Annotated in this window: 18 protein-coding genes and 1 pseudogene; 14 read left to right on the top strand and 5 right to left on the bottom strand. The window is 52.0% G+C overall.

Translation table 11 applies throughout. The features are described 5' to 3' along the window. Positions 1–9: 9 nt before the first annotated feature. From B5E65_RS02040 to B5E65_RS02020, 5 genes and pseudogenes are all read right to left on the bottom strand, one after another. Positions 10–468: a DUF6998 domain-containing protein gene (locus tag B5E65_RS02040; protein ID WP_206406266.1), complete on the bottom strand. Its 459-nt coding sequence runs from the start codon at positions 466–468 to the stop codon at positions 10–12. Further along, positions 465–785, bottom strand: coding sequence for a nucleoside triphosphate pyrophosphohydrolase (locus B5E65_RS02035; RefSeq protein WP_087170118.1), 321 nt, complete (start codon positions 783–785; stop codon positions 465–467). Before B5E65_RS02035 ends, B5E65_RS02040 begins: the two co-directional genes overlap by 4 nt. Next, complete coding sequence (locus tag B5E65_RS02030) at positions 782–2779, bottom strand: restriction endonuclease PLD domain-containing protein (protein ID WP_087170117.1); 1998 nt, start codon at positions 2777–2779, stop codon at positions 782–784. The genes B5E65_RS02035 and B5E65_RS02030 overlap by 4 nt, the downstream gene beginning before the upstream one ends. Positions 2780–2848: 69 nt before the next feature. Further along, positions 2849–3097 carry a DUF7662 domain-containing protein gene (locus tag B5E65_RS02025; RefSeq protein WP_087170116.1) on the bottom strand — a complete coding sequence of 83 codons (249 nt, stop codon included), beginning with the start codon at positions 3095–3097 and terminating at the stop codon, positions 2849–2851. Positions 3098–3108: 11 nt separating this feature from the next. Further along, positions 3109–5646 (bottom strand): annotated as a pseudogene (locus B5E65_RS02020) (DUF3427 domain-containing protein); the annotation flags it as partial. 439 nt (positions 5647–6085) lie between these two features. Between B5E65_RS02020 and B5E65_RS02015 the strand changes: the two are divergent. From B5E65_RS02015 to B5E65_RS01950, 14 genes are all read left to right on the top strand, one after another. Beyond that, a complete protein-coding gene (locus tag B5E65_RS02015) occupies positions 6086–6769 on the top strand; it encodes a response regulator transcription factor (protein ID WP_087170114.1) in 684 nt (227 codons plus the stop codon). After that, complete coding sequence (locus B5E65_RS02010; RefSeq protein WP_087170113.1) at positions 6766–7665, top strand: sensor histidine kinase; 900 nt, start codon at positions 6766–6768, stop codon at positions 7663–7665. Before B5E65_RS02015 ends, B5E65_RS02010 begins: the two co-directional genes overlap by 4 nt. Before the next feature lie 109 nt (positions 7666–7774). After that, positions 7775–8443 carry an ABC transporter ATP-binding protein gene (locus B5E65_RS02005; protein WP_087170112.1) on the top strand — a complete coding sequence of 223 codons (669 nt, stop codon included), beginning with the start codon at positions 7775–7777 and terminating at the stop codon, positions 8441–8443. 14 nt (positions 8444–8457) lie between these two features. Continuing rightward, complete coding sequence (locus B5E65_RS02000; RefSeq protein ID WP_087170111.1) at positions 8458–11112, top strand: ABC transporter permease; 2655 nt, start codon at positions 8458–8460, stop codon at positions 11110–11112. A 1248-nt stretch (positions 11113–12360) separates the two neighbouring features. Further along, a complete protein-coding gene (locus B5E65_RS01995; RefSeq protein ID WP_087170110.1) occupies positions 12361–13065 on the top strand; it encodes a LytR/AlgR family response regulator transcription factor in 705 nt (234 codons plus the stop codon). A gap of 13 nt (positions 13066–13078) precedes the next feature. Continuing rightward, positions 13079–14347: an ATP-binding protein gene (locus B5E65_RS01990; RefSeq protein ID WP_158098488.1), complete on the top strand. Its 1269-nt coding sequence runs from the start codon at positions 13079–13081 to the stop codon at positions 14345–14347. A 187-nt stretch (positions 14348–14534) separates the two neighbouring features. Then, on the top strand, positions 14535–15461 hold the full coding sequence (locus tag B5E65_RS01985; RefSeq protein WP_087170108.1) for a hypothetical protein: 927 nt from the start codon (positions 14535–14537) through the stop codon (positions 15459–15461). A gap of 31 nt (positions 15462–15492) precedes the next feature. Continuing rightward, positions 15493–15873: a zinc ribbon domain-containing protein gene (locus B5E65_RS01980; RefSeq protein ID WP_087170107.1), complete on the top strand. Its 381-nt coding sequence runs from the start codon at positions 15493–15495 to the stop codon at positions 15871–15873. A gap of 12 nt (positions 15874–15885) precedes the next feature. Next, positions 15886–16797 (top strand): zinc-ribbon domain-containing protein, encoded by a 912-nt coding sequence (locus tag B5E65_RS01975; RefSeq protein ID WP_087170106.1) that lies wholly within the window; start codon positions 15886–15888, stop codon positions 16795–16797. Between the two features lie 13 nt (positions 16798–16810). After that, positions 16811–17386 carry a zinc ribbon domain-containing protein gene (locus B5E65_RS01970; RefSeq protein WP_087170105.1) on the top strand — a complete coding sequence of 192 codons (576 nt, stop codon included), beginning with the start codon at positions 16811–16813 and terminating at the stop codon, positions 17384–17386. A 12-nt stretch (positions 17387–17398) separates the two neighbouring features. Further along, the gene (locus B5E65_RS01965; RefSeq protein ID WP_087170104.1) at positions 17399–17875 is read left to right on the top strand and encodes a hypothetical protein; all 477 of its coding nucleotides are present in this window, start codon (positions 17399–17401) and stop codon (positions 17873–17875) included. Positions 17876–18048: 173 nt separating this feature from the next. Continuing rightward, a complete protein-coding gene (locus B5E65_RS01960; RefSeq protein WP_087170103.1) occupies positions 18049–18642 on the top strand; it encodes a hypothetical protein in 594 nt (197 codons plus the stop codon). A 63-nt stretch (positions 18643–18705) separates the two neighbouring features. Then, positions 18706–19158 (top strand): hypothetical protein, encoded by a 453-nt coding sequence (locus tag B5E65_RS01955; protein WP_087170102.1) that lies wholly within the window; start codon positions 18706–18708, stop codon positions 19156–19158. 1121 nt (positions 19159–20279) lie between these two features. Then, a complete protein-coding gene (locus tag B5E65_RS01950; protein WP_087170101.1) occupies positions 20280–21761 on the top strand; it encodes a sulfatase-like hydrolase/transferase in 1482 nt (493 codons plus the stop codon). Positions 21762–22285 lie beyond the last annotated feature (524 nt).

The raw sequence follows: 22285 nt of genomic DNA, 5'->3' as shown, positions 1-22285 counted from the left end.
ACTTTCACCTCACACGATTCGCTGCAGACGCTGGGAAACGGGAACTTTCTCCTGCAACTGATGGAGCATAGTCAAAGAAATAGGCCGCTGACCATTTTTCTGCATTTTCCCGCAATGCGCCCAAACCAAAGCCCCAGGGCCGTTGTACTCCTCGGAAAAGGTCCCATCGCGATGGATTTTTAGGACGAGCAGCCATTTCGGCTCACTGGACAAGGCGACCCTCTGAATTTGGGTTGCTTTAATTTGTACCAGTCGGCCATCCGGCGCCTTGGCATCATGTGTTTCTTCCGAAGCTGTAAACAAATCCAAACCATAGAAGCTAGCTGCTAGAGCTTCCCCAATGCTGCCTATTATGTGTCCGTCCGGGGTATAGTGCCGCCCCGGAAATAATGTCTCTAAATCCCGCGAAATCTGGTAAAGCATCTGTATCTTCTCCGCCACCTGTTCTTGCAACATTGCCGTGTTCATTCCCACACTTCCATTAGCAGAATCTTTTTCTCAAATCCACCGCGTTCAGTGGCCTTTTTAGCGCGCATTCGCTCCAGTTCTTTCATCGTCCAGCCACGGGCCTTCACTACAGCTCGGATCACTTCCAGCAAATCGGCCAATTCCTCTAGGGACTTGCTTTCCTGGTATTCTGCCAGCTCCTCATCCAATTTGTGGTCCAGCAAAAGCAGGTACTCTTCGTCTGAAAGTATTTCTACTATGCAGCGCTTGCCATCCGATTCGACAATCTCAGGAATACGGTCGCGAACAAGTTTGTAATATCTTTTCACTGCATTCATCCCCTCTTAAACCGATCCAGCCAGTTTTTCTTGAAATCAATTTCAAAAAACTTCTTCGCCTCATCCAAATCCATTACAACCCAATCGCGGGATTTGTGTGGCTCTAAAGTCTCTGGCAGTTCCTTCAAAAGTCGATCCGCTTCCCATGTTGCACCCGCATTATACCGCAACTCATTGTTTTTCTCCGAAATCTCAAAAGAAGACCGGCTGGTTCGCCATGCATCTTGAATTGTTTTGATCGCATAGCTGCCAGTGACCTTCTCGCTAAAATAATCTTCGAGGCTCAAAAGACGGACGTAGTCCGGGACTTCTCTTTCGCAATACTCAGCGAAAAGATCGAGCAAAACCTGTGAGGATCTTGCTAAAATATCTGGTGCACTCTCAGAATCATCATCCTTGAGAGCCTCCAGAAGATCGTTAACGATTGGTAGCATTCTCCGCAGATATTCACGATAAAAAGCGGTACCGATCTCGCGTTGCACTGTACGCACAACACTACTCTGCATAACCTGTGTATTTGTAAGTCCTGCCTGAACACGGCAGATTACCGTGCGACGAATCACTTCCGGTGCAACAGCTTTCACATCCTCATTAGCGCTGATAACAACTGCCGGATAATGAAGGAGTCCATCTGCTACTCCGAAATCATCGTTTTTGATTGTCTCTATTGCATGCTGGTTAAATCGAGTGTTAGTCAAATCATCCACAATGATTGGGGCACCTTTTACGGTACGTTTTAATCCCTCAATACTAGAGCGGGTAAAATCCGGTGCTGAAAGCTTTGTTTTCTGCCCAATCATCATTTTAAGTAGGGTTTCCAAAAAACTGGTTTTTCCTGCTTTGCTCTGCCCGTATACAAGACCAAATACCGGGTAGGGCAACAGGTTTTGGTTGTAGCGCACTGCCATGTCTCTCATGCAAGCCATAAAGGGAGAGCAGAAAAACCAGTTGGCAAATTCAAAGTAACGCCGCTGCATCCCCTTCTTGTCGCCATTAAACTTTTCGTAGCCATCCATATACTTCAGGAAAAGCCCAATATCTTTGGCCACCTCTTCACGGGAGGGCTGTAGATCCAAAGTCGCGTCATTCAGGCGAACCAATCCCTCATCAGGGAAAATTTCCAACTGTGGGTATTCGTTTTGAAGTTCTTTATCTTTAGTTTTGCCCGCCACCACCTGCCGCCGGATTGTTTTCATTTTCTCTGGTGAAAGCATCTGCCTCCCCTTTTTATCCGGTTTCGGCACGGCCGTAGAAAACTTTGCAGCTAAATTCTTAATATCCAATGCAAAGCGGACTTCCTCTTTTGCTTCCTGCACAGGCTGTAGCACAAACGCTTTTTTCACCTGTATCGTCCTGGCAATAGGAAGTTGTTCCAGATTTTCCGCATCGTCTGCACACAGAAGGGATTCTTGGGCGACTTCATCCGTACTTTCTTCTTTCAGCTGGCAATAGCAGTCCCAATACCAATCGTAGGCTTTGTCTCCGTCAATATAAGAAATATTCTCACGCTGTTTACCTCCAAATGCCGCAAAAGACATATTGGCCGATCCCATTATAACGCGCTTTCGGCCATTCTCCGCTGAAAGCAGGTATATTTTCTCGTGAGATAGCACATTTCGTGCCACGAAGAAACGAAGCGTTCCTTTTTCAATGCGCGCGACCAAGTCTATCTTTCTTTTACTGGCCGACTCTCGAAGTCGCTCAATGGTTTTGCATTGATAGGCCATAATTTCTTGCAGCGAATAGGAAATCACCTCATCACAGCCGAACACGATTTCAGCTTTCTGAAACATTTCCAACAGCTGATAGACAAAGCCTATTCCTGATGAATAGGTAATCGCATGCAGAGTATCAAAACCCGAGAATAGCTCTTTCCAGGAAAGTGTTTCAGCCTCCAAAAACTCCATCTTTACTACATCCAGATTGCCCGAGTTGTTCTGTGGCATCTGCTCTTGTTCCGCACTCTCCCAATTGAACAGAGATAGATTTTCCATTATTCACCCTCTGCTTTCAACTTTCCCAAAATCACTTCATCCGCCGGGCAAAAATCATATTGGTCGATCTCACCCGCGGTGATCCAAACGAACTTTCTCATATTTCAAGTCTACATCTTTAATCCTATATCCTACATCCAGGCAAATATTAGGTAGCGTATACGTCTTTGACGGTTGCCAATAGGCGATGTACTTTCTCGCCGATTTGCACAGCTTAAATTCTAAGATAGCTTCTATTTCTTCAAATGAAAGAACAATTTGAGGTTCATTCTGACATTGAAAATAAAGCGCCAACGGTTCAAATTTGCTGTTGATCATAAACACACTCCTCATCCAACCACCAATTTATTTGTTTTCTTCAGATACTTCGCTGGGATAGGCACATCCAACTTCCAGGTAATGCTCATCGGACGGCTTCCCTCGTGCTTCACATAGTTGGCCGTTCCCAAGAACGTGTAGGGTGCCGTACCGGCCAGGTCGGTCTTTAATTCCCGTACGAACAGCAGAACCTTCGTGCCCATTTCCCGATGATGGATATAACGCTGCCCTTTGGAAGAGTTTGGAGTCGTTGTACTCTGGCTCTGCCAATGGAACAGAGTCTCGTTGATGGAGTAGTCCTTGTACATCGTGGTGGGCGAATAGTCCTTGTCCGCCTTGTTCAGCGTGACAAAGAACACATCCAATTGCTTGTCCGGCAGCCATTTGACACCCTCTCGTACGGTAGCAGGCTTATTGAAATCCAGCGCAACCAACAGTTGATCACGGGTGTAGGTACAATGCACATCCAGCGGGCAATCAAAGCCCAGATCCACCGGCTGGTCAAGAAAGTCGATGGCGTCGAATCTCAATCGCAACAGTTCCAGCAATTCCGCCAGCAGCACTGGACTGTCGGACAGGCTGTACAAATTGCTCAGCACCTCTTCATCCCGCCAATCGTCGGCTGCCTTGCCCCACACTGTTACATAGAACATCTGCAGCATCCGCCGCTCAATGGGTGGCAGTGTGGAGAAATCCACATTATCCAACCGTGGCAGAATATCCAGCAAAAAGCTAATCCAGCGACGAGAATCCAGTGCTGCTAATCGTCCAAAAGCACGAGTGAGTGCGGTTTCCGCCGGTTCGTCAAAATCTGGTTTCACGCCGGCCGCCACACACAGGCGGGAAAAGCTGGCCTTAGTGTAAAGGGTGCGGACGTCTAAATGGTAATAGCGTGTAAAATTGGACAGGTTCAGTGTCAGTTCGGTGTCCTCCTCAAAAGTGCGGATGCGACCAACCAGCCCCGCCCGCAGGCCGAAGGAGTTTTTGATGCTATCCAAAATCACCTGAGTCGGTTTCTTTTCCAACTGGATATAGCAACCCTTGGGTGCCGAAATGAATCCGTGCTTGAGTTCGTATTGCACGCTATGGTTAGTATTTGAGAGCAGCGCCGCAAACTTTTCCTCAAAGTTGTACTTGCGGTTGGCCTGCCCAATGAAATCTAGCACCGTCAGGCATTCTTTGTCCTCGGATAGGCGCAGGCCGCGGCCCAGCTGCTGCAGAAACACCGTGAGGGATTCGGTAGGACGCAAAAATAGCACGGTGTTCACTTCGGGAATGTCCACGCCCTCGTTATAGATGTCCACCACGAACAAAAAGCGCAGCTCTCCGCCGACCAGCCGTTTCTTGGCAGTGTAGCGTTCATCGTCAGAGGACTGCCCCACCAAACACAGGGACGGTACCTCATGCTCGTTGAAATAGTCCGCCATAAATCGGGCATGCTCCACCGACACGCAGAAGCCCAATCCCTTCACTGCATCCATGTCGGTAACGTAGTGGTCCAGGGATTGCAGGATATGGCCGGCGCGACGCTCCGCTACCGCGCGGTTTAGAGAGTACAAATTTGTCAGGTCATTTTTGTCGTAGCCGCCCCGCACCCAGCGTAGTTCATCCAGATCAACAGTATCCGCCACACCAAAGTATTGGAAAGGGCAGAGCAGTTTTCGGTCGATGGCCTCCGGCAGTCGGATCTCCGCCGCGATACGTCCGCCGAAGTAGTTGAGAATAATATCTGTTTTACCATCCATGCGTTCCGGCGTAGCAGTCAGACCCAGCAGAAGCTGAGGCTGGAAATGGTCCAGCAGCCGCCGATAAGTAGGCGCGGCGGCATGGTGAAACTCGTCTACCACAATGTAGTCGTAATAGTCCGCCGGCAAACGGTTGTACAGTTCCTGGGAATTCACCGTCTGGATAGAAACGAACAAATGGTCCAGATCCTCCGGGCGGCTGCCACCCACAAACAACTCTCCGAAATTAGGGTCACGTAAGATATTCTGAAAGGTATACCGACTTTGCCGGAGAATTTCTTCCCGGTGGGCCACGAAGAGCAGTCGATTCAACTCTTCAATGGCTTTGGGGTCGGTGGCCCCCATGTAAGAGGTAGAGATCACACGCAACCGGCCTCCGCTTTGAGTAAATGCGCGCAGCTCTTCCAAGATTAGGCGCAGACCGCTCCATTTGATGAAGGACACCAGCATATCAATCCGATCGGCGCAGGCAATCTCCTTTTTCAGTTCGGAGAACATCTGTGGCTCATTCAATGCACCAGTGAACAGGCTACTGCGGGCCAGAGATGTTTCGGGCCGAGGCAGGTCACCTGCCGTGCGTCCCATCACCAACGCAGGGTCGTTTTCTCGCAAAAGCGCAAGAAGCTGCTCTGCCCTGCCGTCAACGCACAGCGGAGCAAAGTCAGCTTCTTGGGTTGTATGTTCGATGGTCTGGATCAGCTGATTAACAAGCCCAATTTGCGCGGATACATCGCCGCCCTTATCCACCAGGTCATCCAGCCCTTTTTGCGCTACCGAGGCAAGATATTGCGCCAACACCTGAGACGCCTCTGCCTTATCGATGGCTGCTGTGGCGCGTCGCTGAGCGGGAAGCGCATCCAGCTCACCACCAATCTCCTCATTGATGACCTGCTCATAAAGACCGGGTTGCAACATACAGATCACACCTTTTTCTGATTTTGGGTAATTCTAATATAGCAGATAAATCATCCCATAATTGGGATTTTCAAAAAGCGAGGGAAAGAAATCGCGCATAAAGCGAGTTCACTTATTTCTCAGCGAAAAATACCACCCTGTTCGGCAAGGCTCAATCAGTTCCATTCGCCGGGCTAGGCCCCCTCATACACGTAGGCCCTTCGATGCAGTCTAGCTTCATTCCATCCAGAGCCTGCAAACCAATTTGCTCAAAACCATTGACTACCGCTGCATCAGCCGGAACTTGTGGTATAATGAGTCAAAGGAAAGCGCAGATGAGGGGGCAGCCATGAAACACATTTTTCTTTTGGAGGATGACGAGACGCTGGGGCGCGGGATTGCCATGGCGCTGACGGGGTCGGAGACATCGGTCGTTTGCCGCTCCAATCTGACACAAGCCCGGGAGACGCTGGCAGAGGAACACTTTGACCTATTGATTCTGGACGTCAATCTACCCGACGGCAGCGGTCTGGACTTGCTGCGCCAGGTACGCTCGGAGGGCAGCTCTACGCCAGTGATTCTGCTCACCGCCAACGACCTGGAACTGGACGAGGTCACCGGGCTGGAGGCCGGGGCGGATGACTACATCACCAAGCCTTTTTCGCTGGCAGTGCTCCGGGCGAGGGTGAATGCCCAGCTCCGGCGGAGCGCTTGCACGGCGCCCTGTGCCCTGTCCGTTGGACCTTTTACTTTTGATTTTGACAGGATGGATTTCCGCCGAGACGGGGTTGCCGTGGAGCTGAGCAAAACCGAGCAGCGCCTGTTACGGGTGCTGGTGGAAAACTGCGGGCACGCAGTACCCCGCGCCACGCTGGTGGACCGGGTGTGGACGGATGGTGCGGAATTCGTGGAGGAGAATGCCCTGTCCGTCACAGTCAAGCGACTGCGGAGCAAACTGGAAGCAGACCCCGCCAAGCCGGACTATCTGAAAACGGTATACGGCATCGGCTATATCTGGGCGGTGAAACCATGATCGGGTATGTGATTGCGTGTGCGGCGGCGCTGCTGGCGCTGGCTGTGATCTTCTATGACCGCTGGCGCACCGCCCGCACGATACATCGTTTGGACGAGATGCTCACCTCCGCTATGGACGGCAGCTTTTCCGAAGGATCTTTTGATGAGAGCCGTCTTTCCGCACTCGAGAGTCGGCTGGCCCGGTATCTGACGGCCAGCGCCCTGTCCGAACGGAATGTGCGCCGGCAAAAAGATCAGATCAGCGCCCTCATCTCCGACATCTCCCATCAAACAAGGACCCCGGTAGCCAACCTTCAGCTTTATGCCCAGCTGCTTGCGGAGCAGCCCCTCACGCCCCAAGGCAGAGACTGTGCCGCCGCCATCTCCGCCCAGACGGATAAACTCCAGACCCTCATCGAGGCTCTGGTCAAGACCTCCCGTCTGGAGACAGGAATTCTGGCTCTTCATCCTCAGTCCGGCGAGATCGCACCGGTGGTGGCGCGATCTGTTGCTCAGCTCGCGCCCAAAGCGGCGGAAAAAGGCATCAAACTGACCACCCGACAAACCGAAGGCTCGGCAGTTTTTGACCCCAAGTGGACCGAGGAAGCACTGTGCAACCTGCTGGACAACGCCGTTAAGTATACCCCCTCCGGCGGCACAGTGTCGGTGGAGGTCAAAAACTATGAGCTGTTTTCTTCCATTCGGGTGAGCGATACCGGCCCGGGTATTCCCGAGGAGGAACAGGCCAGAATATTCGGACGATTCTACCGTGCGCCCGGCGCCTATCAGGCGGAGGGCGTGGGCATCGGTCTTTATCTTACCCGACAGATCGCGGAAAAGCAGGGCGGCTATGTGAAGGTGGAGAGCGCGCCGGGTAAGGGCAGCGCATTTTCCCTGTTCCTTCCCCGCCCGTGACGGCTTCTTTCAGAACTGACACATTCTCGAAAGTGCCAGGACAGATTTGCATGATATAGTCTGTATTGTCAAAAGACGGTACAGACTTTTTCTTTGGAGGAAAACCGATATGACGATTTTACAGACCCGTGATCTAAAAAAATACTACGGTGCCGGGGACACGCAGGTCAAGGCGCTGGACGGCGTCGACCTCAGCGTTGAGTCGGGCGAGTTTGTGGCCATTGTGGGCACCTCCGGCTCCGGCAAGTCTACCCTGCTCCACATGCTGGGCGGGCTGGACCGGCCCACCTCGGGCACGGTCACCGTGGACGGGAAAGACATCTTCTCCCTGAAGGATGAAGCTCTGACCATCTTCCGCCGCCGGAAGATCGGTTTTGTGTTCCAGTCCTACAATCTGGTGCCGGTTCTCAGTGTGTGGGAAAACATCGTACTTCCGGTGGAGCTGGACGGAAGAAAAGTGGACAAAGCCTTTGTGAAGGAGGTCGTTGCCACCCTTGGGCTGGAGAAAAAGCTGCGGAATCTTCCCAATCAGCTCTCCGGCGGACAGCAGCAGCGCGTTGCCATAGCCCGGGCCCTGGCCGCCAAACCCGCCATTCTTCTGGCCGACGAGCCCACCGGTAATCTGGACAGCAAAACCAGCCAGGACGTGCTGGGGCTCATGAAGGTGACGGGCCAGAAGTTTGCCCAGACGATGGTGATGATCACCCATAACGAAGAGATCGCCCAGACAGCCGACCGCATCGTCCGCATCGAGGACGGGCGGATCGTGACGCGGTAAAGGGGGCAGATAACATGAACGTCTCCAACCGCGGCTGCATCCGCCGCCTGAGCCTGCGCTCCCTGCTCGCCAACCGCACCCGGAACCTTGTGGTAGTGCTGGCCATCGCCCTGACGGCGGTGCTCTTCACTTCCCTGTTCACCATTGCTCTTTCCATCAACGAGGGCATTCAGCAAAATAACTTTCGCCAGGCCGGCGGCTGGGCTCACGGCTCCTTCAAGTATCTCACCGAGGAACAGTTTGAGGATTTGAAGGACGATCCTCTCATTGACCAGTGGGGCTTGCGGCGCTTTGTGGGCATGCCCACCGATGTGCCGTTCAACAAATCCCATGTAGAGATCGGCTACTCCGATGCAAACCACGCTCACTGGAGTTACTGCGACCCGGTGGAGGGGCGCCTGCCCCGGGAGGGCACCGACGAAGCGGCCACCGACACCCATGTGCTGGAATTGCTGGGTGTAGAGCCGGAACTGGGCGCAAAATTCACCGTTACCTTTGATGTGGACGGCCACGAAACCACCCAAACCTTTACCCTGTGCGGCTGGTGGGAGTACGACGAGGCCATTGTGGCCAACCACATCCTCATCCCCGAAAGCCGGGCGGACGCCATCCTGGCCGAGGTGGGTGTCACCCCGCCGGGAAGCGACGGTATGACCGGCAGCTGGAACCTGGATGTGATGTTGAAAAGCGGGGCCCGCTCCATCGCCTCCGATCTGGAGAAAATTCTGGCCAATCACGGCTATCAGAGTGAGACGGCGGGCGAGGACCACATCTCCATCGGCATCAACTGGGGCTACACCGGGGCCCAGCTCTCGGACAAGCTGGACCCTGCCGTGGTGGCTATCATCGTGGGTGTACTGGCGCTGATTCTGCTCACCGGATACCTCATTATCTACAATGTGTTTCAGATTTCAGTGGCCGGGGACATCCGCTTTTACGGCTTGCTGAAAACCATCGGCACCACGCCCCGGCAGCTGCGGCGGATCATCCGCACGCAGGCGCTGCTGCTCTCCCTCATTGGCATTCCTGTGGGCCTGCTGCTGGGCTGGCTGCTGGGCGGCGTGCTCACGCCGGTCATTGTCGCACAGCTTGACGGGGTGACCGCCATGGTTTCGGTCAGCCCTCTCCTCTTTGCGGGTGCAGCCCTCTTTGCCCTGGTAACGGTGCTCATCTCCTGCCGCCGGCCTGGCCGCCTGGCGGGTAAGGTATCTCCGGTAGAGGCGGTACGCTACACCGAGGGCAAAGCACTGAAACGGAAAACCCGGCGTGGTAGCAAAGGCGTATCTTTGCTCTCCATGGCCTGGGCCAACCTGGGGCGCAGCCGGGGCAAGACCTTTCTCACGGTGCTCTCCCTGACCTTGGCCGTGATGCTGCTGACCCTGACTGTGACTCTCACGAGCGGCTTTGACATGGACAAATATGTGTCCAACTTCACCGCCAGCGACTTCATTCTGGCTGACGCAGGACAGTTTCAGACCGGCGGGGACGGATTTAATGATGAAATGGCGGTGCCGGAGGAGGTCATCGCCGCTGTGGATGCCCAAGGCGGTATCACCGCCAGCGGCCGGGTTTACGGTAAAACCGCCCCTGCCCTGGAATTTGTGACCGAAGATTACTACCGATCCATGTGGGGCCGCTGGAACACTAAGGAGCAACTGGACAGCATGATAGCTTTCATGGACCGCACCGAAGACGGACTGCTGGCCGACAGGGTACAGCTTTACGGCATGGAGCCCTTTGCTCTGGATCACCTGACGGTGCTGGAAGGCGATCTTTCCAAGCTGAACGACTTGGACGGGAACTGGATTGCTGCCGTATACAGCGAGGACGACTACGGAAACCCGGAGATGAACAGCCACTGGGCCCGGTTAGGAGATACGGTGACCATCCGCTATGTGGAGGAGTTCGAATACTACAATCCCGTTACCGGTGAGATCTACGGCTCTTGGGAAAATGTGCCGGAAAACGTAGCTTTTGCCGAGCGGGCGGTGAAATACCGGGATGTGGACTATACGGTAGCCGCCCTGGTAGTGGTGCCGTCGGCGTTGAGTTACCGCTACTACGGCGTCGACGAGTTCGTTCTGGGAGCCAAGACCTTTATCCGGGACACAGGTACCGACTCCGTCATGTACTACGCCTTTGATACTAAAGACGAAGCCAACGCCGCCATGGAAGCTTTTCTCAAGGACTACACAGAGAATATGAATCCCCAGTTCGACTACGAGAGCAAGGCTACCTATGCCGGAGAGTTTGAGAGCACCCGGCAGATGTTCCTGCTGCTGGGCGGTGCGCTGAGCTTTATTGTAGGTCTGGTTGGTGTGCTGAATTTCTTCAACGCCATCCTCACCGGCATCACGGCCCGCCGCCGGGAGCTGGCAGTGCTCCAGTCCATCGGTATGACCGCCCGTCAGTTGAGGACCATGCTGGCCTTGGAGGGGCTGCTCTATACCGTGAGCGCGGCACTTCTGGCTCTGGCACTGGTTGTAGTCACGGCGCCTTTCATCGGTTCAGGTCTCAACGGACTGATCTGGTTTTTTACCTATCGCTTTACAGTATGGCCTATCGTGGCGATCCTGCCGCTGTTTGCAGCCCTGGGCATTCTCATCCCGGTGCTGAGCTGCCGCGCCGCCCAGCGCTATTCCGTGGTGGAACGCCTGCGGCAGGAGTGAAAACGGCATTCTAAAACGAGCTGACCATCATTTGCTTACCACGCATGTGAGGGTCCACAAGGCCTTGACTTAACAATGATATGGTATTAGATTACTTAGCGTCTGTTAGCTGACAGTTTTCAGGTTCACGTGAGACTCCCGTTCAATTCTTAGCAGGAATTGGGCGGGAGTCTTTCTTGTCAACTGTACTGTCACAAAATGGTTTATGACGTGCCTTTTATGTAACGGGCCTTTTATGCTGTTCTTGTGGATGTTATAATGAAATTATATTCATCTACCGTTTTTCTGTTTTTATAAAGTAGCGGTGTCGTTCAGAAAACATGCCCCGCACAGGCCACTAAGTTTCCTGGTATAGCATCTTTTCCTGGCCGTTCTTTCGGCCGCGATGTGATTTCTGCTTTCAGTTTGCGCTGTTTGTTCCCGTTTCAGCACAACTTTTACTGCAGCACTTGTCCTTGCATCCGAAACGCTCAAAAATTCTCCGTTGTATTTCCCATCTTACTCCATTGCTTTGTTTTCGGGCAAAGATGTCCGGACATGTGTGCAAGACCACTTATTCATAACAAGGCCCCCTGATGTAGTACTTTCTCTTTCCTGCATTAGGGGGCCTTTTGTCTATGGTACGGTGGCCTTTGTAATATCCACCGATTTACTTTGCATTCCCAGCTTCTCCTGTCACTGATCAAAGGCTCTTTTAAAAATGCGAATCACCGCACCCATGCGGGTACTACAAAAAACAGTAACCCACCACACTTTTGTGAGTGTCCGCTTCCCTTTCACGGGCACAGCACAAATCTTCAACCGCGGAAATATTTTACCAGTTTGGTCAATTTTAGTACCAGTTTTGATGAATGCTTTCTCAGCCCGCTACTTCATGCCATACTATTTTTGAAAACTATTGTCGCGGCACAGGCCTTTGTCCTGAGTATGGGAAAACACACCGGCTGCATTTGAACGCGGGACAGCCTATGAATTGTAGCAGGCCTTCACTGTCTGTACCGGTGCGAAGTATCCCGGAAGAGTGTGCTCCAGTGAGACGAATCCTGGACCAAAGGCGTCTCGGCGGTATCCCCTGAGGGAAATGCTTTTCTGGGCTTTTTCATGAAGCATTAAGCCAGAGCAAGACTGTGCCGGCCTGAGCGACCGAGATTCTGTTAAATCAGTAAGGGTGCAGAAAAGGTACCGTCCTGAAAAGGCGGATCCAATGGTCGGTTGCTCAAACGCATTTTTGAAGAAGCAGGTGATATAATGCGAATCGCCATCTGTGATGATGACCGATTGTTTTTGGAGCAGTTTCGGGCCCAAGTCGAAGAACTGGATTTTGCCCGAAAGATTGATTGCTATTCCGCGTTAAATCAATTTATATATTCTTTGGATGACAGCGCCCCCTACGATGCTGTTTTGATGGATATCGACTGGAAGCAGGATGAGACTGGGATAGATGCGGCAGAAATGCTCTATCAGCGCAGCCCACAGACGAAGGTCATCTATGTCACTGGGTACAACGACCTCTTCCCCCAGCATATTTTTCTACAGAAATCCAATCTCAGCGGATACCTGGTAAAGCCGGTGGACAGCGAGTTACTGCGCGCCAACCTGGAAAAGGTGCTGGCGGCACGGGATGAGCAGCCCGTCCTGACCATTCAGTCTCATGGAAGGCCCATCTCCATCCCCCACCGTGAAATCGTGTATCTGGAGAGCCTGGGGCATACCGTGACCATCCATACACAGAGCGAGACAGTCACGGTCTATGAGCAATTGGACAAGCTGCGTCCGCTGCTGTCGGAGGGCTTCATTCAGTGTCACAAGAGCTTTCTTGTCAACATGCGGTACATCCGCCGATTTCTGTCTCAGGACATTCTGCTGGTCACCGACGCGCAGATCCCAATAAGCCGTTCCAAATACGCCCGGACAAAAGATGCATATTTCCGCTATATGGGAAAAATGTTCTGAGGGAGGCAGGCCTGTGTCTGAGACTGTGATTCTCTGGCTGATACTACACTTGGCAGCGTGTCTCGTTCATCTTGTTTTCATGGGAATGGTCATTCCCTGCCGCCTGCGCCGGTGTTGGCAGGTTGTTCTGCTGGCGGCGGGCATAGCCCTTTTTCATCTTCCGAAGCTGATCTGGGGCGACCACTCCACACCCACTGATATTTTCCGCCTGCTTCGTGCGCCATCCATCCTCGTCGCCGTCCCGGTTCTGTTTTTTGCCGGGCCGCTCTGGAAGCGTCTTCTTGTCAATCTTCTGCTGTTCAGCGGGCAATTTATCGGTGCAATGCTGGCAGTTTTTCTGTTGAGAGGCCCATACCAGATTCAAGATACCAATGGAGTGATTTTTACCTTTACTCAGAGCGCAGTTTATTTGGCAGTCGGACTGTTTGGCACCATATTGGTGGACAGCGGGGTGGTCATTTTGGCGCGCACAATGCAGGCCAGGCGTTTTTCCATGGTTTACCTTCCTGTTCTTTTTATTCTCGCCAGCCTGTTTGGAACGTTTTACGCCTACATCTCTGCCCCCGGTGCCCTTTTCTGGTGTGCCTGCATCCTTTTGAGCGGCATATCCATCGTCTGCCTGCTTTACTATGTGGTCTCGCTGGAAAAGAAGGCGGAGTTGGAGGAGGAACTGCAGAATATCCATTACACAAGAGAGTTGGAGCAGGCCCATTACCGCACGATACAGGAACGGCGGGAAGAGCTGGCACGCATCCGTCATGACTTCAACAATCAGTTGGCGGCCGTCAGATTGTTGATTCAGTCAGGCGACGAGAAGGACGCAGGAAGCATGCTTCGTCAGTTGGGAGATGACATCGCCGCCACACGGGAGGAACCGTATTGCTCTGTTCCGGTCATCAACGCCGTGCTGACAGAAAAAGCGGCCATGTGCGAAAGCGAAGGAATCAGGCTGGAAATACAGCTTGATCTTCCCCACGTGCTGACCATCCATCCGTTGCACTTGTGCAGGATCTTCGCTAATTTGCTGGATAATGCGGCAAAAGCGGCAAGATTCACAGCAGCACCGGCCATCACGCTCTCCTCTGCCATGGCGGGCGATTACTTATTTATCAAGACCATCAATCCATCACTTCCACCGGTGAAACCTGGCAAGGGGCACGGCTACGGCTCCAAGATATTAAAGCAGCTGGCAGCAAAGTATGACGGCAGCTATCAGGTAAGCTATGAGGACGGTATTTTCACTGCTGTGGTAACGCTGTTGCTGGAGCAGCCAACCAACTAAACCAAACAATGACCTTGAGGAACCGGATATAGTTCTTCAAGGTCATTTTATTTTTTGTCCGGCCAATCGAGACCGGTGCAAATTTTGCTGTTTTTTCGACCTGCTTTGATGTCGAAACCGCAAAATACAGGCAGAACAGTAAAATGAAACACAGCAGCTGTGTTTACAAGGGCGAGGAGATTGAAAAATGAATACCAACGAAAGATGGGACTCCCACGGCAACTACCTTGGCAAAGATGTGTCCTTCATTGACCGGGATGGACTGACCCACATTATCCACTATGACAATCACAACAACCGCGTGGGCCGCAGCTATGAGACCACTGACTTTTGGGGCAAGGTCTTTATGGTCCATGAGGACGCCGACGGAAACCGTCTGGCCACCAGTACCCTGGAGCAGGACTGGTGGGGTGACTACTATGTTAAAACCGAACAGACCCAGTATGCTCACGAGCAGGCCGAAGCAGAGCGGAAGAAAAAGTGCGAACCTGAAACTCGCAAAGATAACGCGGATGACGATGCCGGGATTGTCATCAAAGTTTTGAGCGCCATCATTATGGTGCCGGTGGCAATATTTGTCTGTTTGCTAATCGGCGCGATTTGCTTGAATATCGTGGGAATTGCAGCCGTTACCATCTGGCCATTTGTGATAATGGGCCCGCTGAACATGATCATCGGCGTCGTTCCGATCGGCCTTCTCTTTTTTGTGTTGGGCGGAATCGTTTTATCCTATTTCCCGTACATAGGCATCCTGCTTTACCGACGCTGGAAAAAAGAGATCGCATGGAAGGATTTTTTCCTTGCCGTGCTGCGCTGGGCTATCATCGGCCCTTTTGCATACCGGCGGCTTTTGCGCAAGGAAAAGGAAAAAACCAAGGAACATAATCCCCATCGTCCTTATGAACTGCCGCTCTGGCAGTGCCCGACCTGCAAAAACAGCATATTTACTTCAGGTCAGTTTTGTCCTCAATGCGGAACTGCTCGGCCGGAGAAACCAAGCTCCGTTACAGTGCTTTGTCCCAACTGCAGCAAACCGATCTTTCCCGCTACCGGGAAGGAAAAGGTCGGCTTTTGCCGCGAATGCGGCAAACCCTATAACCTCGAAGAGAACTAAAATATAAAGCAAGAAAAGAGGAGTGTTTGTTATGTTTAAAAATATCGGCAAAAAGATTCAGGGCTATTCCATGTTGGTGTTTGTCATTGAGGTATTTTTCAGCATTCTGGCCGGTGTGCTGGCGGGTGCTACGGTTCAGTCGGTACTTTGGGGCGATGAGGCTGAGGTAATCGGTCCCGGGGTTGGATTTTTGGTAATCGGTGCCGGTATTTTCCTGGCCTGGCTGGGGCAGATGCGCCTGTACGCCTACGGCAAGATTGCCGAGAGCTGCGAGGCTATGATGAAGACCATGGAACGTATGGAAGCCATGCAGCGTGCCCAGCTTCCTGTGCGCAAGTGCGCAAACTGCGGCGCGGTGCTGGATGATGACGCGTTCTTCTGTACGAAATGCGGTACAAGAATCGAGAAGTAAGGAGCAAACGGCATGTTCTGTAAATACTGTGGGAGAGATATCCCGGAAACCGCGGAATTTTGCCCTGCGTGCGGCAAAAAGCTAAAGGAAGAAATCTTTAAAGACGAAGAAGAACGCAAACCGCTGGGAGCTGTCTTTGTGCTGATGCTGCTGGTGCTGTGCGGCAGCACGGTCGTGGACTGGGGCCGGGTGCTGCTGCTCGGATATCAGCTCCATATAGGCTTAGTGATCCCCACCGTGATGCTGGTAGCCGGACTGGCGCTGCTGGGAATATTGATTGGGCAGGAAAAGATCAGCACCGCAGACTACCGTCTCTCCGACCTGCTGGTGCTCCTGTGTGTGCGGATGGTGGTACCCGGGCTGCTGCTCAGGTGGGAGTTTCAACTGGCATCCAGCTTTGGGACGGATGCCGTCAGTGCGTACGGGATCACGCAAACTGTTATCATGCCAACGATCCAGTTCCCTGCCTTCTGGCTGGCGCTGGGCCTGATTGTTCTGGGGCTTGGCCGAAGGAGAAATTGGCAGCCTGCCAAAAAACAGAAACGGATCCTGTTGGTGGTGCTGGGCCTTTGCTCCATACTGGGATTTCTGTTTGTGCCCCAACTCGCCATGGTGAATGGCGTACCCATAGAAATGATGGCTATTGTCGTCCAAATGACCCGCCTGTGGTGTATCCTTTGCTGGCTATGGCCGCTGGTCGTGCTGCAGGTGTTCCACTGGCTGGGAACCGACAAAGTCGGCCCTGTGGGGGCGGGCGCCGCTCTGGTGGGTATACAACTGGGGAAATTTTTTCTGTTGCCGATCATTCTTTTTCGGTTTAAACTGGGCCCGACCGGATTTGGTTTGACGGAGGGCATCTCCCCGCTGTTCGGGCTGCTGTTCCTGTGTATTGCCACTCGTCTGCACAAAAAGAAACAAGGATAAGAGGTGTATCCGCATGGCATTTTGCAAATTCTGCGGCAGTTTCATCCCGGATGGGGCAGGATTCTGCCCCGAATGCGGAAAGGAAGATCCCACGGAGATTCACGGATTCCTGTCGCTCACGGCACAGGATCCGCGCCCGCGTGAACCCCTCTCCCGACGGGCGTTCTTCTCGTTCACCGATTCTGCCGATGCGAAAAAGCGGATCCGGGCCAACCGGATCGCTCTCACTGCGGCGGTAATCCTGGCGATATTATGGACGTGCTTTGTTCTTGTATATGCTCTTTTGTCATTGCCGCCTGATTTTCGAGCCATGTATATTGGATTTTTCTTGAATCGCTATTTCTTCAGTTCTGCCGGTCTGTGTATCCTGCTGATGAGTCTGACCTGCGCAATGAAAATACGCGGCTATGCAGTTGCTGCGTTGGTGTTTGGTGTATTCAGCATAGTTCAGTTTGCCAGTTCGGCTCTGGTGGTCGGCAACGGGATATTGCTGATAGCGGCGGTTACTCTTCTTATAAACACCTTGAAGCTGGAAAAAGAATACCGCGCTTATCTTGAACGCGCCGGATTTGCAGCGAAGAAGAAATAACGGAGAATTATCATGGGTTTTTGGAACGATTTAAAAAAGCCCGGCCAAGAGGCTGCCGGAAAGGCAAAGAATCTGGCAGAAGTCACCAGGCTTCAGCTGGCGCAGAAAGAGCAGAAGCGCAAACTGGAAAAGCTCTATGGCCAGTTGGGGAAAGCCTGTTATGATGCAGCTGTTCCCGGGGAGGACAGTCCCTTTTCCGAGTTCATCAGCGCCATCACACAAACTTTGGAAGAGATCGAACAGTCCAAGGAGCAGCAGCGGTTACTGAAGGGCGGTGTGCGCTGCGCTTCCTGCGGCGCACTGATGATGGATGCCGCTGCGCTCTTTTGTACCAACTGCGGTGCGGAGAAAGCGGAATCCGATGGCATTGTGTTGGGCAAACTGTTTTTACATGGAACCATTCATGATTATGAACTGAATTGCATCAAAAAAGAAATCCGTTTTGCGCAGAGTTCCAGCAAATTGTCCGGCAAACTGCGATTTGTCTAATGTAGAAAAGGCCACAGAGTAACCGGCGAGAATGGTTCTTTTGACATTGCCATTGAGTATGAATATCATATTGAGCAAAATTTCAGAAGTCCTCGCGGCCACTTCACTGTCCCCGGAGAAGACTTATAACCGCGCATTCCCATCGAATATGGAAAATAAAAGGAGACAGAAGTATGGATTTTAATTCCGAAGTAAGAAAGTCATTAAAAACGAAGGAAGAGATTTGTAGAGAAGCTGAGGAAGCCGTGGCACAGGAAGCGGAACGTATAGAGAATAAAATTGCTGCGGAGAACTATCAGCGGCTGAAAGACGAGATTCTCTTAAAGGCTCGAAACGGCGAAGCAACTCATGGAAAAATCTTCGGTATTCTTGCACTTTATGCCCTCTATGATGAAAATGGCCACGGTTTGTACAAGGATCTTTTTGCTATTCAAAGGAAATCTGCACGGACGCAAAGCGGTGGACTGTTCGCATTTCACTATACTAACCACGATTCTTATGAAGTTAAAAATATAGCAAAGCTTGACGCTGTATATGCAAAAATACTTGATATGGCGCAAGCAGATGGCATTAGGCTTGGGGAGCCTTTTTTGCACTGCATAATCCGTGATATAACAACAAACAGCATCATAAAAGAAACTCGCTGCGAGCGGAAGTTCGGTACACTATCCGCAAAGCTGCGCTATGTTGACCATAAGCAAAAGGGTCGTAGTTATGGAGAAAAGGGCAGCATAGAGCTTTCCGTTGAGTACGAATATCACATTTGATTGCGAAGCGCAAAGCTGCGTCTTCTGCGGCAGAAAACGATCTCGAGTACATAGAAGGCTATTATGGAAACCCTGATTATTGCCCTTGCCATCATCGGCATTGCGGCTGTCGTTATGCTCATCAAATGGCCTGGCCCTGCTTTTGGTTATATCTACTGTGTGATGGTCGGCCTTGCCATGGCATTCAAATTTTTATATCCTTTTACCAGCGAAACCTATGAGGTACTCCACTGCCTGACGTTAGGCGGAGGCATTGGCGCGGTATTTGGTCTGATCTACGCTGTATCCATCCGTGGAACAGAGGCGAATCTCGCTGCCATTATTGGCGGCGCGCTTCTTTTTCCTATTTTAATGTTTATCGTGGGCTTTATCCTCATCGTTGTGCTGGGGCTGTTTGCCATGATCCAGAGCGGCGACGGCAATCTGGTTCTGGGTTCGGGTTTAATCATGTGGGGCCTTATCACCGCCCTCATCGGCGGAGGCGGCAGTATTATTGTGATTATTTTTGACAATTAAAGGAAATCCTCAATGAAATGACCGGCGGTATTGTTACTACCGCTTTCCCCTCCGCTCCATCGTGGCGATCCTGCCGCTGTTTGCAGCCCTGGGCATTCTCATCCCGGTGCTGAGCTGCCACGCCGCCCAGCACTATTCCGTGGTGGAACGCCTGCGGCAGGAGTGAAAATGGAATTTCAAAATAAGCTGACCTCTATTTGAACACCATGCATGCAAAAGCCCGCGGAGCCAGTACTGAAATGACTTCGTGGGCTTTTGCATCATTCTTTTCAGTTGCGCACAAGCGGCGCAAACTGCTTGAAATCGAGTTTTCCTTTGCATTCTATCTGTCGATCTGTCGGCTTTTTGAATGCTATTTTTTAAATTATAAGCACACTGCAAACAATTTGTACCGTTTTCTCATAACCAAGAAATTATACCTTTCTCCTGCCAAGATTTCTTCTCACTCGCCATAAATCCCCTATAATTATATATGACATTTTAGATATTTCGCCAACAATCACCATGCTCATTGAAAACCATTCTTTGTTACTATATACTAGTTTCATTAACAGTTTGATTCTGCACTTCCCCCTATAGATAACTGTTCACGGATCAATGATTTCTCATTCTCTCAGTTCTCACTCTACTGCTCGGCCCCATGGCAGAATTATCTCATTGTTCTGTTATAATACCTAAACTCGAAAAAATCCTGCTGATATAATTGGCTGTCCCGACTGCTGCAATGGGCATTCGGGTATCGTAGTGAGTTTCCCAGTCGGATACCCGGCATCTCAGGGTTACGTCTGCCATCTGGACACAGGCGGGCAGTGCTGCATTGGTCAGGCCCCTGTTTCGCTGTCCGGCTGGAGTTGTCTGTGAAATATATAGTTTTTGCCATTTCGGTCTTTCCCCCCCCGATTAACTGGCGGAAGCTTGACACCAGGAGGAACTGGCTCTCTCGGCTCGCACAGTGGTGTCGATATACGGCCGCATGCGGAACGTAATGGTTGGTGTAACGATGTTCGGCCGCTCTGGCGGGTAAGCGCAGAGGGTGAACATATGCTGGAATTCTGCCTACCGTCCGGGCGAGGAAGCCCCACGGTACCGGCAGGCAAAGCAATACAATGGAGGCAACTCAAATGAACAAGAAACAATTTGTGCTAATTATGACCGACACTCAGCGGCTGGACATGGTGAGCTGCTACGAGGATAAAGGGATTAAGACCCCCTGTTTGGACGCTCTGGCTGCAGACGGCATCAAGTTCAACAAGGCCTACACGGCACAGCCGGTGTGCGGACCTGCCCGATCCGCAATATTCACTGGCCAGTTCCCCTGTATCAATGGGTCATACACCAATAGTGTGGCCCCTGGGTTAAACGTGCCGACCATTGGCCGTCGCTTGTCTGACAAGGGGATACATACTGCTTACATCGGTAAATGGCACCTGGACGGCGGCGACTATTTTGGCCTTGGAACTGCGCCTGAAGGCTGGGATGCCTCTGTCTGGTACGATATGCGCAACTATCTGGAGGAGCTCACCGAGGAGGATCGCCGCAAGTCACGCCAGCCGACCGTTATGGAACAAGAGGGCATTACTGCGGAGTTCACCTTTGCCCATCGCTGTGCCAACCGGGCTATCAACTTCATTCGTGACCACGCGGATGAGGACTATTTCCTGGTGGTGAGTTTCGACGAACCCCACGACCCTTCTCTCTGTCCAGAACCCTACGCTTCTATGTACCGGGAATTTGAGCTTCCCAAGCGGCCCAACATATACGATACTCTTGAAAACAAGCCTACTCACCAACAAGTGTGGGCCGGGCCGCGGCGTTTCCAGGATCGGGAGGCCCTGCGCCTGAATGCCTGGGCCCTCTTCGGTTGCAACAGCTTTGTTGACCACGAGATTGGTCGCGTGATCGACGCCCTCAACGCGCAGGCGCAGCCGCCAGCGGTTCTCTACACCACCGATCACGGGGATATGCTGCAGTCCCACTGCCTGTACGCCAAAGGGCCGGCAGCCTACGAGGAAATCTGTCATGTGCCTTTTCTTCTGTGGGGGTTCGGACAGGGTGAGGTAGAGACGCCGGTATCCCACATTGACATCGCTCCTACCCTCTGGGATTTCTTCGATTGCGGCGAAAAGCCTATGATGCTACAGGGCGAAAGTCTGCTCCCCCTGCTGAAGGGAGAACAGCCTGCCTCTCGAGATGTATTCATCGAATTCGGTCGCTATGAGGCCGACCATGATGGCTTTGGGGGCTTTCAGCCCATGCGATGCATTTTTGATGGGCGCTATAAACTGGTGCTAAATCTGCTCTCGGAGGATGAGTTGTACGATCTGCAAACCGATCCCTATGAGATGGACAACCGACTGGAAGACCCGCTGCTTCGGACAGTGAGGGACGAGTTGCTCGCTCGCCTGCTGGCACACATGAACCAGGTGCGGGATCCCTTGCGGGGCTACTACTGGGAACGACGGCCCTGGAACACCGATGCCAATGCCGCTACCTGGGACTATACCGGCTTTACCCGTCAGCGCAGCGAGCCCGACTATGAGAAGTCTCAGCTGGACTATAACACCGGTCTTGTACCGGAGGAGCTTGTCCGAAAAAAATTCTAGTATCTAGAGCGCAGCAAATTTTCCGGCCAGGCATAGCCAAGGTCTGCCAATACCCGTGCCGGATAGTGTATTCTTTCTCTCCCATGTCAATCTGCTAAGTACAGCCGTTGGATCACCGTTACTTCCCGGCATCGAGCGTTGTGGATACAGCGGTAATGGAACGCTCTATCTTTTAGGAGAAGCCTCTGTTTAAACGAATCCACGCCCTATTGAAGCCAATTTGCCAGATTATATCAATAGCTTTTCCAAAGATACTCGTGAAATCATGGGCATCCATGAAATTTTCCGGGTAATTGATTGTCTAATCAAGGGCGAATCTGCTTATCTGTTTGGGCAGCTTTTATCAGAGATTGAGTTGAACAATAATGTGTACTGCCAACGATTCAACTCAACAACCGCCATGTTTCTTTTCAGTACTGTGAAATGTGACCACTATTTGGCCACCACATATGCAAAAGTCCGCGAAGCCTTTTTGAAACTGGTTTCGCGGACTTTTTATATAGTTTTCTTATTTGGCCGATAAA

Source organism: Gemmiger sp. An120 (assembly GCF_002160955.1).
GTDB classification, from domain to species: Bacteria; Bacillota; Clostridia; order Oscillospirales; family Ruminococcaceae; genus Gemmiger_A; species Gemmiger_A avium.
This window is presented reverse-complemented; position numbering and strand designations above follow the sequence as displayed.

What these genes read in the sequence shown, in the direction of transcription:
- B5E65_RS01995 (WP_087170110.1), top strand. Translation starts at nt 12,361, where the DNA reads ATGCGAATCGCCATCTGTGATGATGACCGATTGTTTTTGGAGCAGTTT.
- B5E65_RS02030 (WP_087170117.1), bottom strand. Translation starts at nt 2,779, where the DNA reads ATGGAAAATCTATCTCTGTTCAATTGGGAGAGTGCGGAACAAGAGCAG.
- B5E65_RS01950 (WP_087170101.1), top strand. Translation starts at nt 20,280, where the DNA reads ATGAACAAGAAACAATTTGTGCTAATTATGACCGACACTCAGCGGCTG.
- B5E65_RS01970 (WP_087170105.1), top strand. Translation starts at nt 16,811, where the DNA reads ATGGCATTTTGCAAATTCTGCGGCAGTTTCATCCCGGATGGGGCAGGA.
- B5E65_RS02000 (WP_087170111.1), top strand. Translation starts at nt 8,458, where the DNA reads ATGAACGTCTCCAACCGCGGCTGCATCCGCCGCCTGAGCCTGCGCTCC.
- B5E65_RS02040 (WP_206406266.1), bottom strand. Translation starts at nt 468, where the DNA reads ATGAACACGGCAATGTTGCAAGAACAGGTGGCGGAGAAGATACAGATG.
- B5E65_RS02005 (WP_087170112.1), top strand. Translation starts at nt 7,775, where the DNA reads ATGACGATTTTACAGACCCGTGATCTAAAAAAATACTACGGTGCCGGG.
- B5E65_RS01975 (WP_087170106.1), top strand. Translation starts at nt 15,886, where the DNA reads ATGTTCTGTAAATACTGTGGGAGAGATATCCCGGAAACCGCGGAATTT.
- B5E65_RS02025 (WP_087170116.1), bottom strand. Translation starts at nt 3,097, where the DNA reads ATGATCAACAGCAAATTTGAACCGTTGGCGCTTTATTTTCAATGTCAG.
- B5E65_RS01985 (WP_087170108.1), top strand. Translation starts at nt 14,535, where the DNA reads ATGAATACCAACGAAAGATGGGACTCCCACGGCAACTACCTTGGCAAA.
- B5E65_RS02015 (WP_087170114.1), top strand. Translation starts at nt 6,086, where the DNA reads ATGAAACACATTTTTCTTTTGGAGGATGACGAGACGCTGGGGCGCGGG.
- B5E65_RS02010 (WP_087170113.1), top strand. Translation starts at nt 6,766, where the DNA reads ATGATCGGGTATGTGATTGCGTGTGCGGCGGCGCTGCTGGCGCTGGCT.
- B5E65_RS02035 (WP_087170118.1), bottom strand. Translation starts at nt 785, where the DNA reads ATGAATGCAGTGAAAAGATATTACAAACTTGTTCGCGACCGTATTCCT.
- B5E65_RS01980 (WP_087170107.1), top strand. Translation starts at nt 15,493, where the DNA reads ATGTTTAAAAATATCGGCAAAAAGATTCAGGGCTATTCCATGTTGGTG.
- B5E65_RS01955 (WP_087170102.1), top strand. Translation starts at nt 18,706, where the DNA reads ATGGAAACCCTGATTATTGCCCTTGCCATCATCGGCATTGCGGCTGTC.
- B5E65_RS01965 (WP_087170104.1), top strand. Translation starts at nt 17,399, where the DNA reads ATGGGTTTTTGGAACGATTTAAAAAAGCCCGGCCAAGAGGCTGCCGGA.
- B5E65_RS01960 (WP_087170103.1), top strand. Translation starts at nt 18,049, where the DNA reads ATGGATTTTAATTCCGAAGTAAGAAAGTCATTAAAAACGAAGGAAGAG.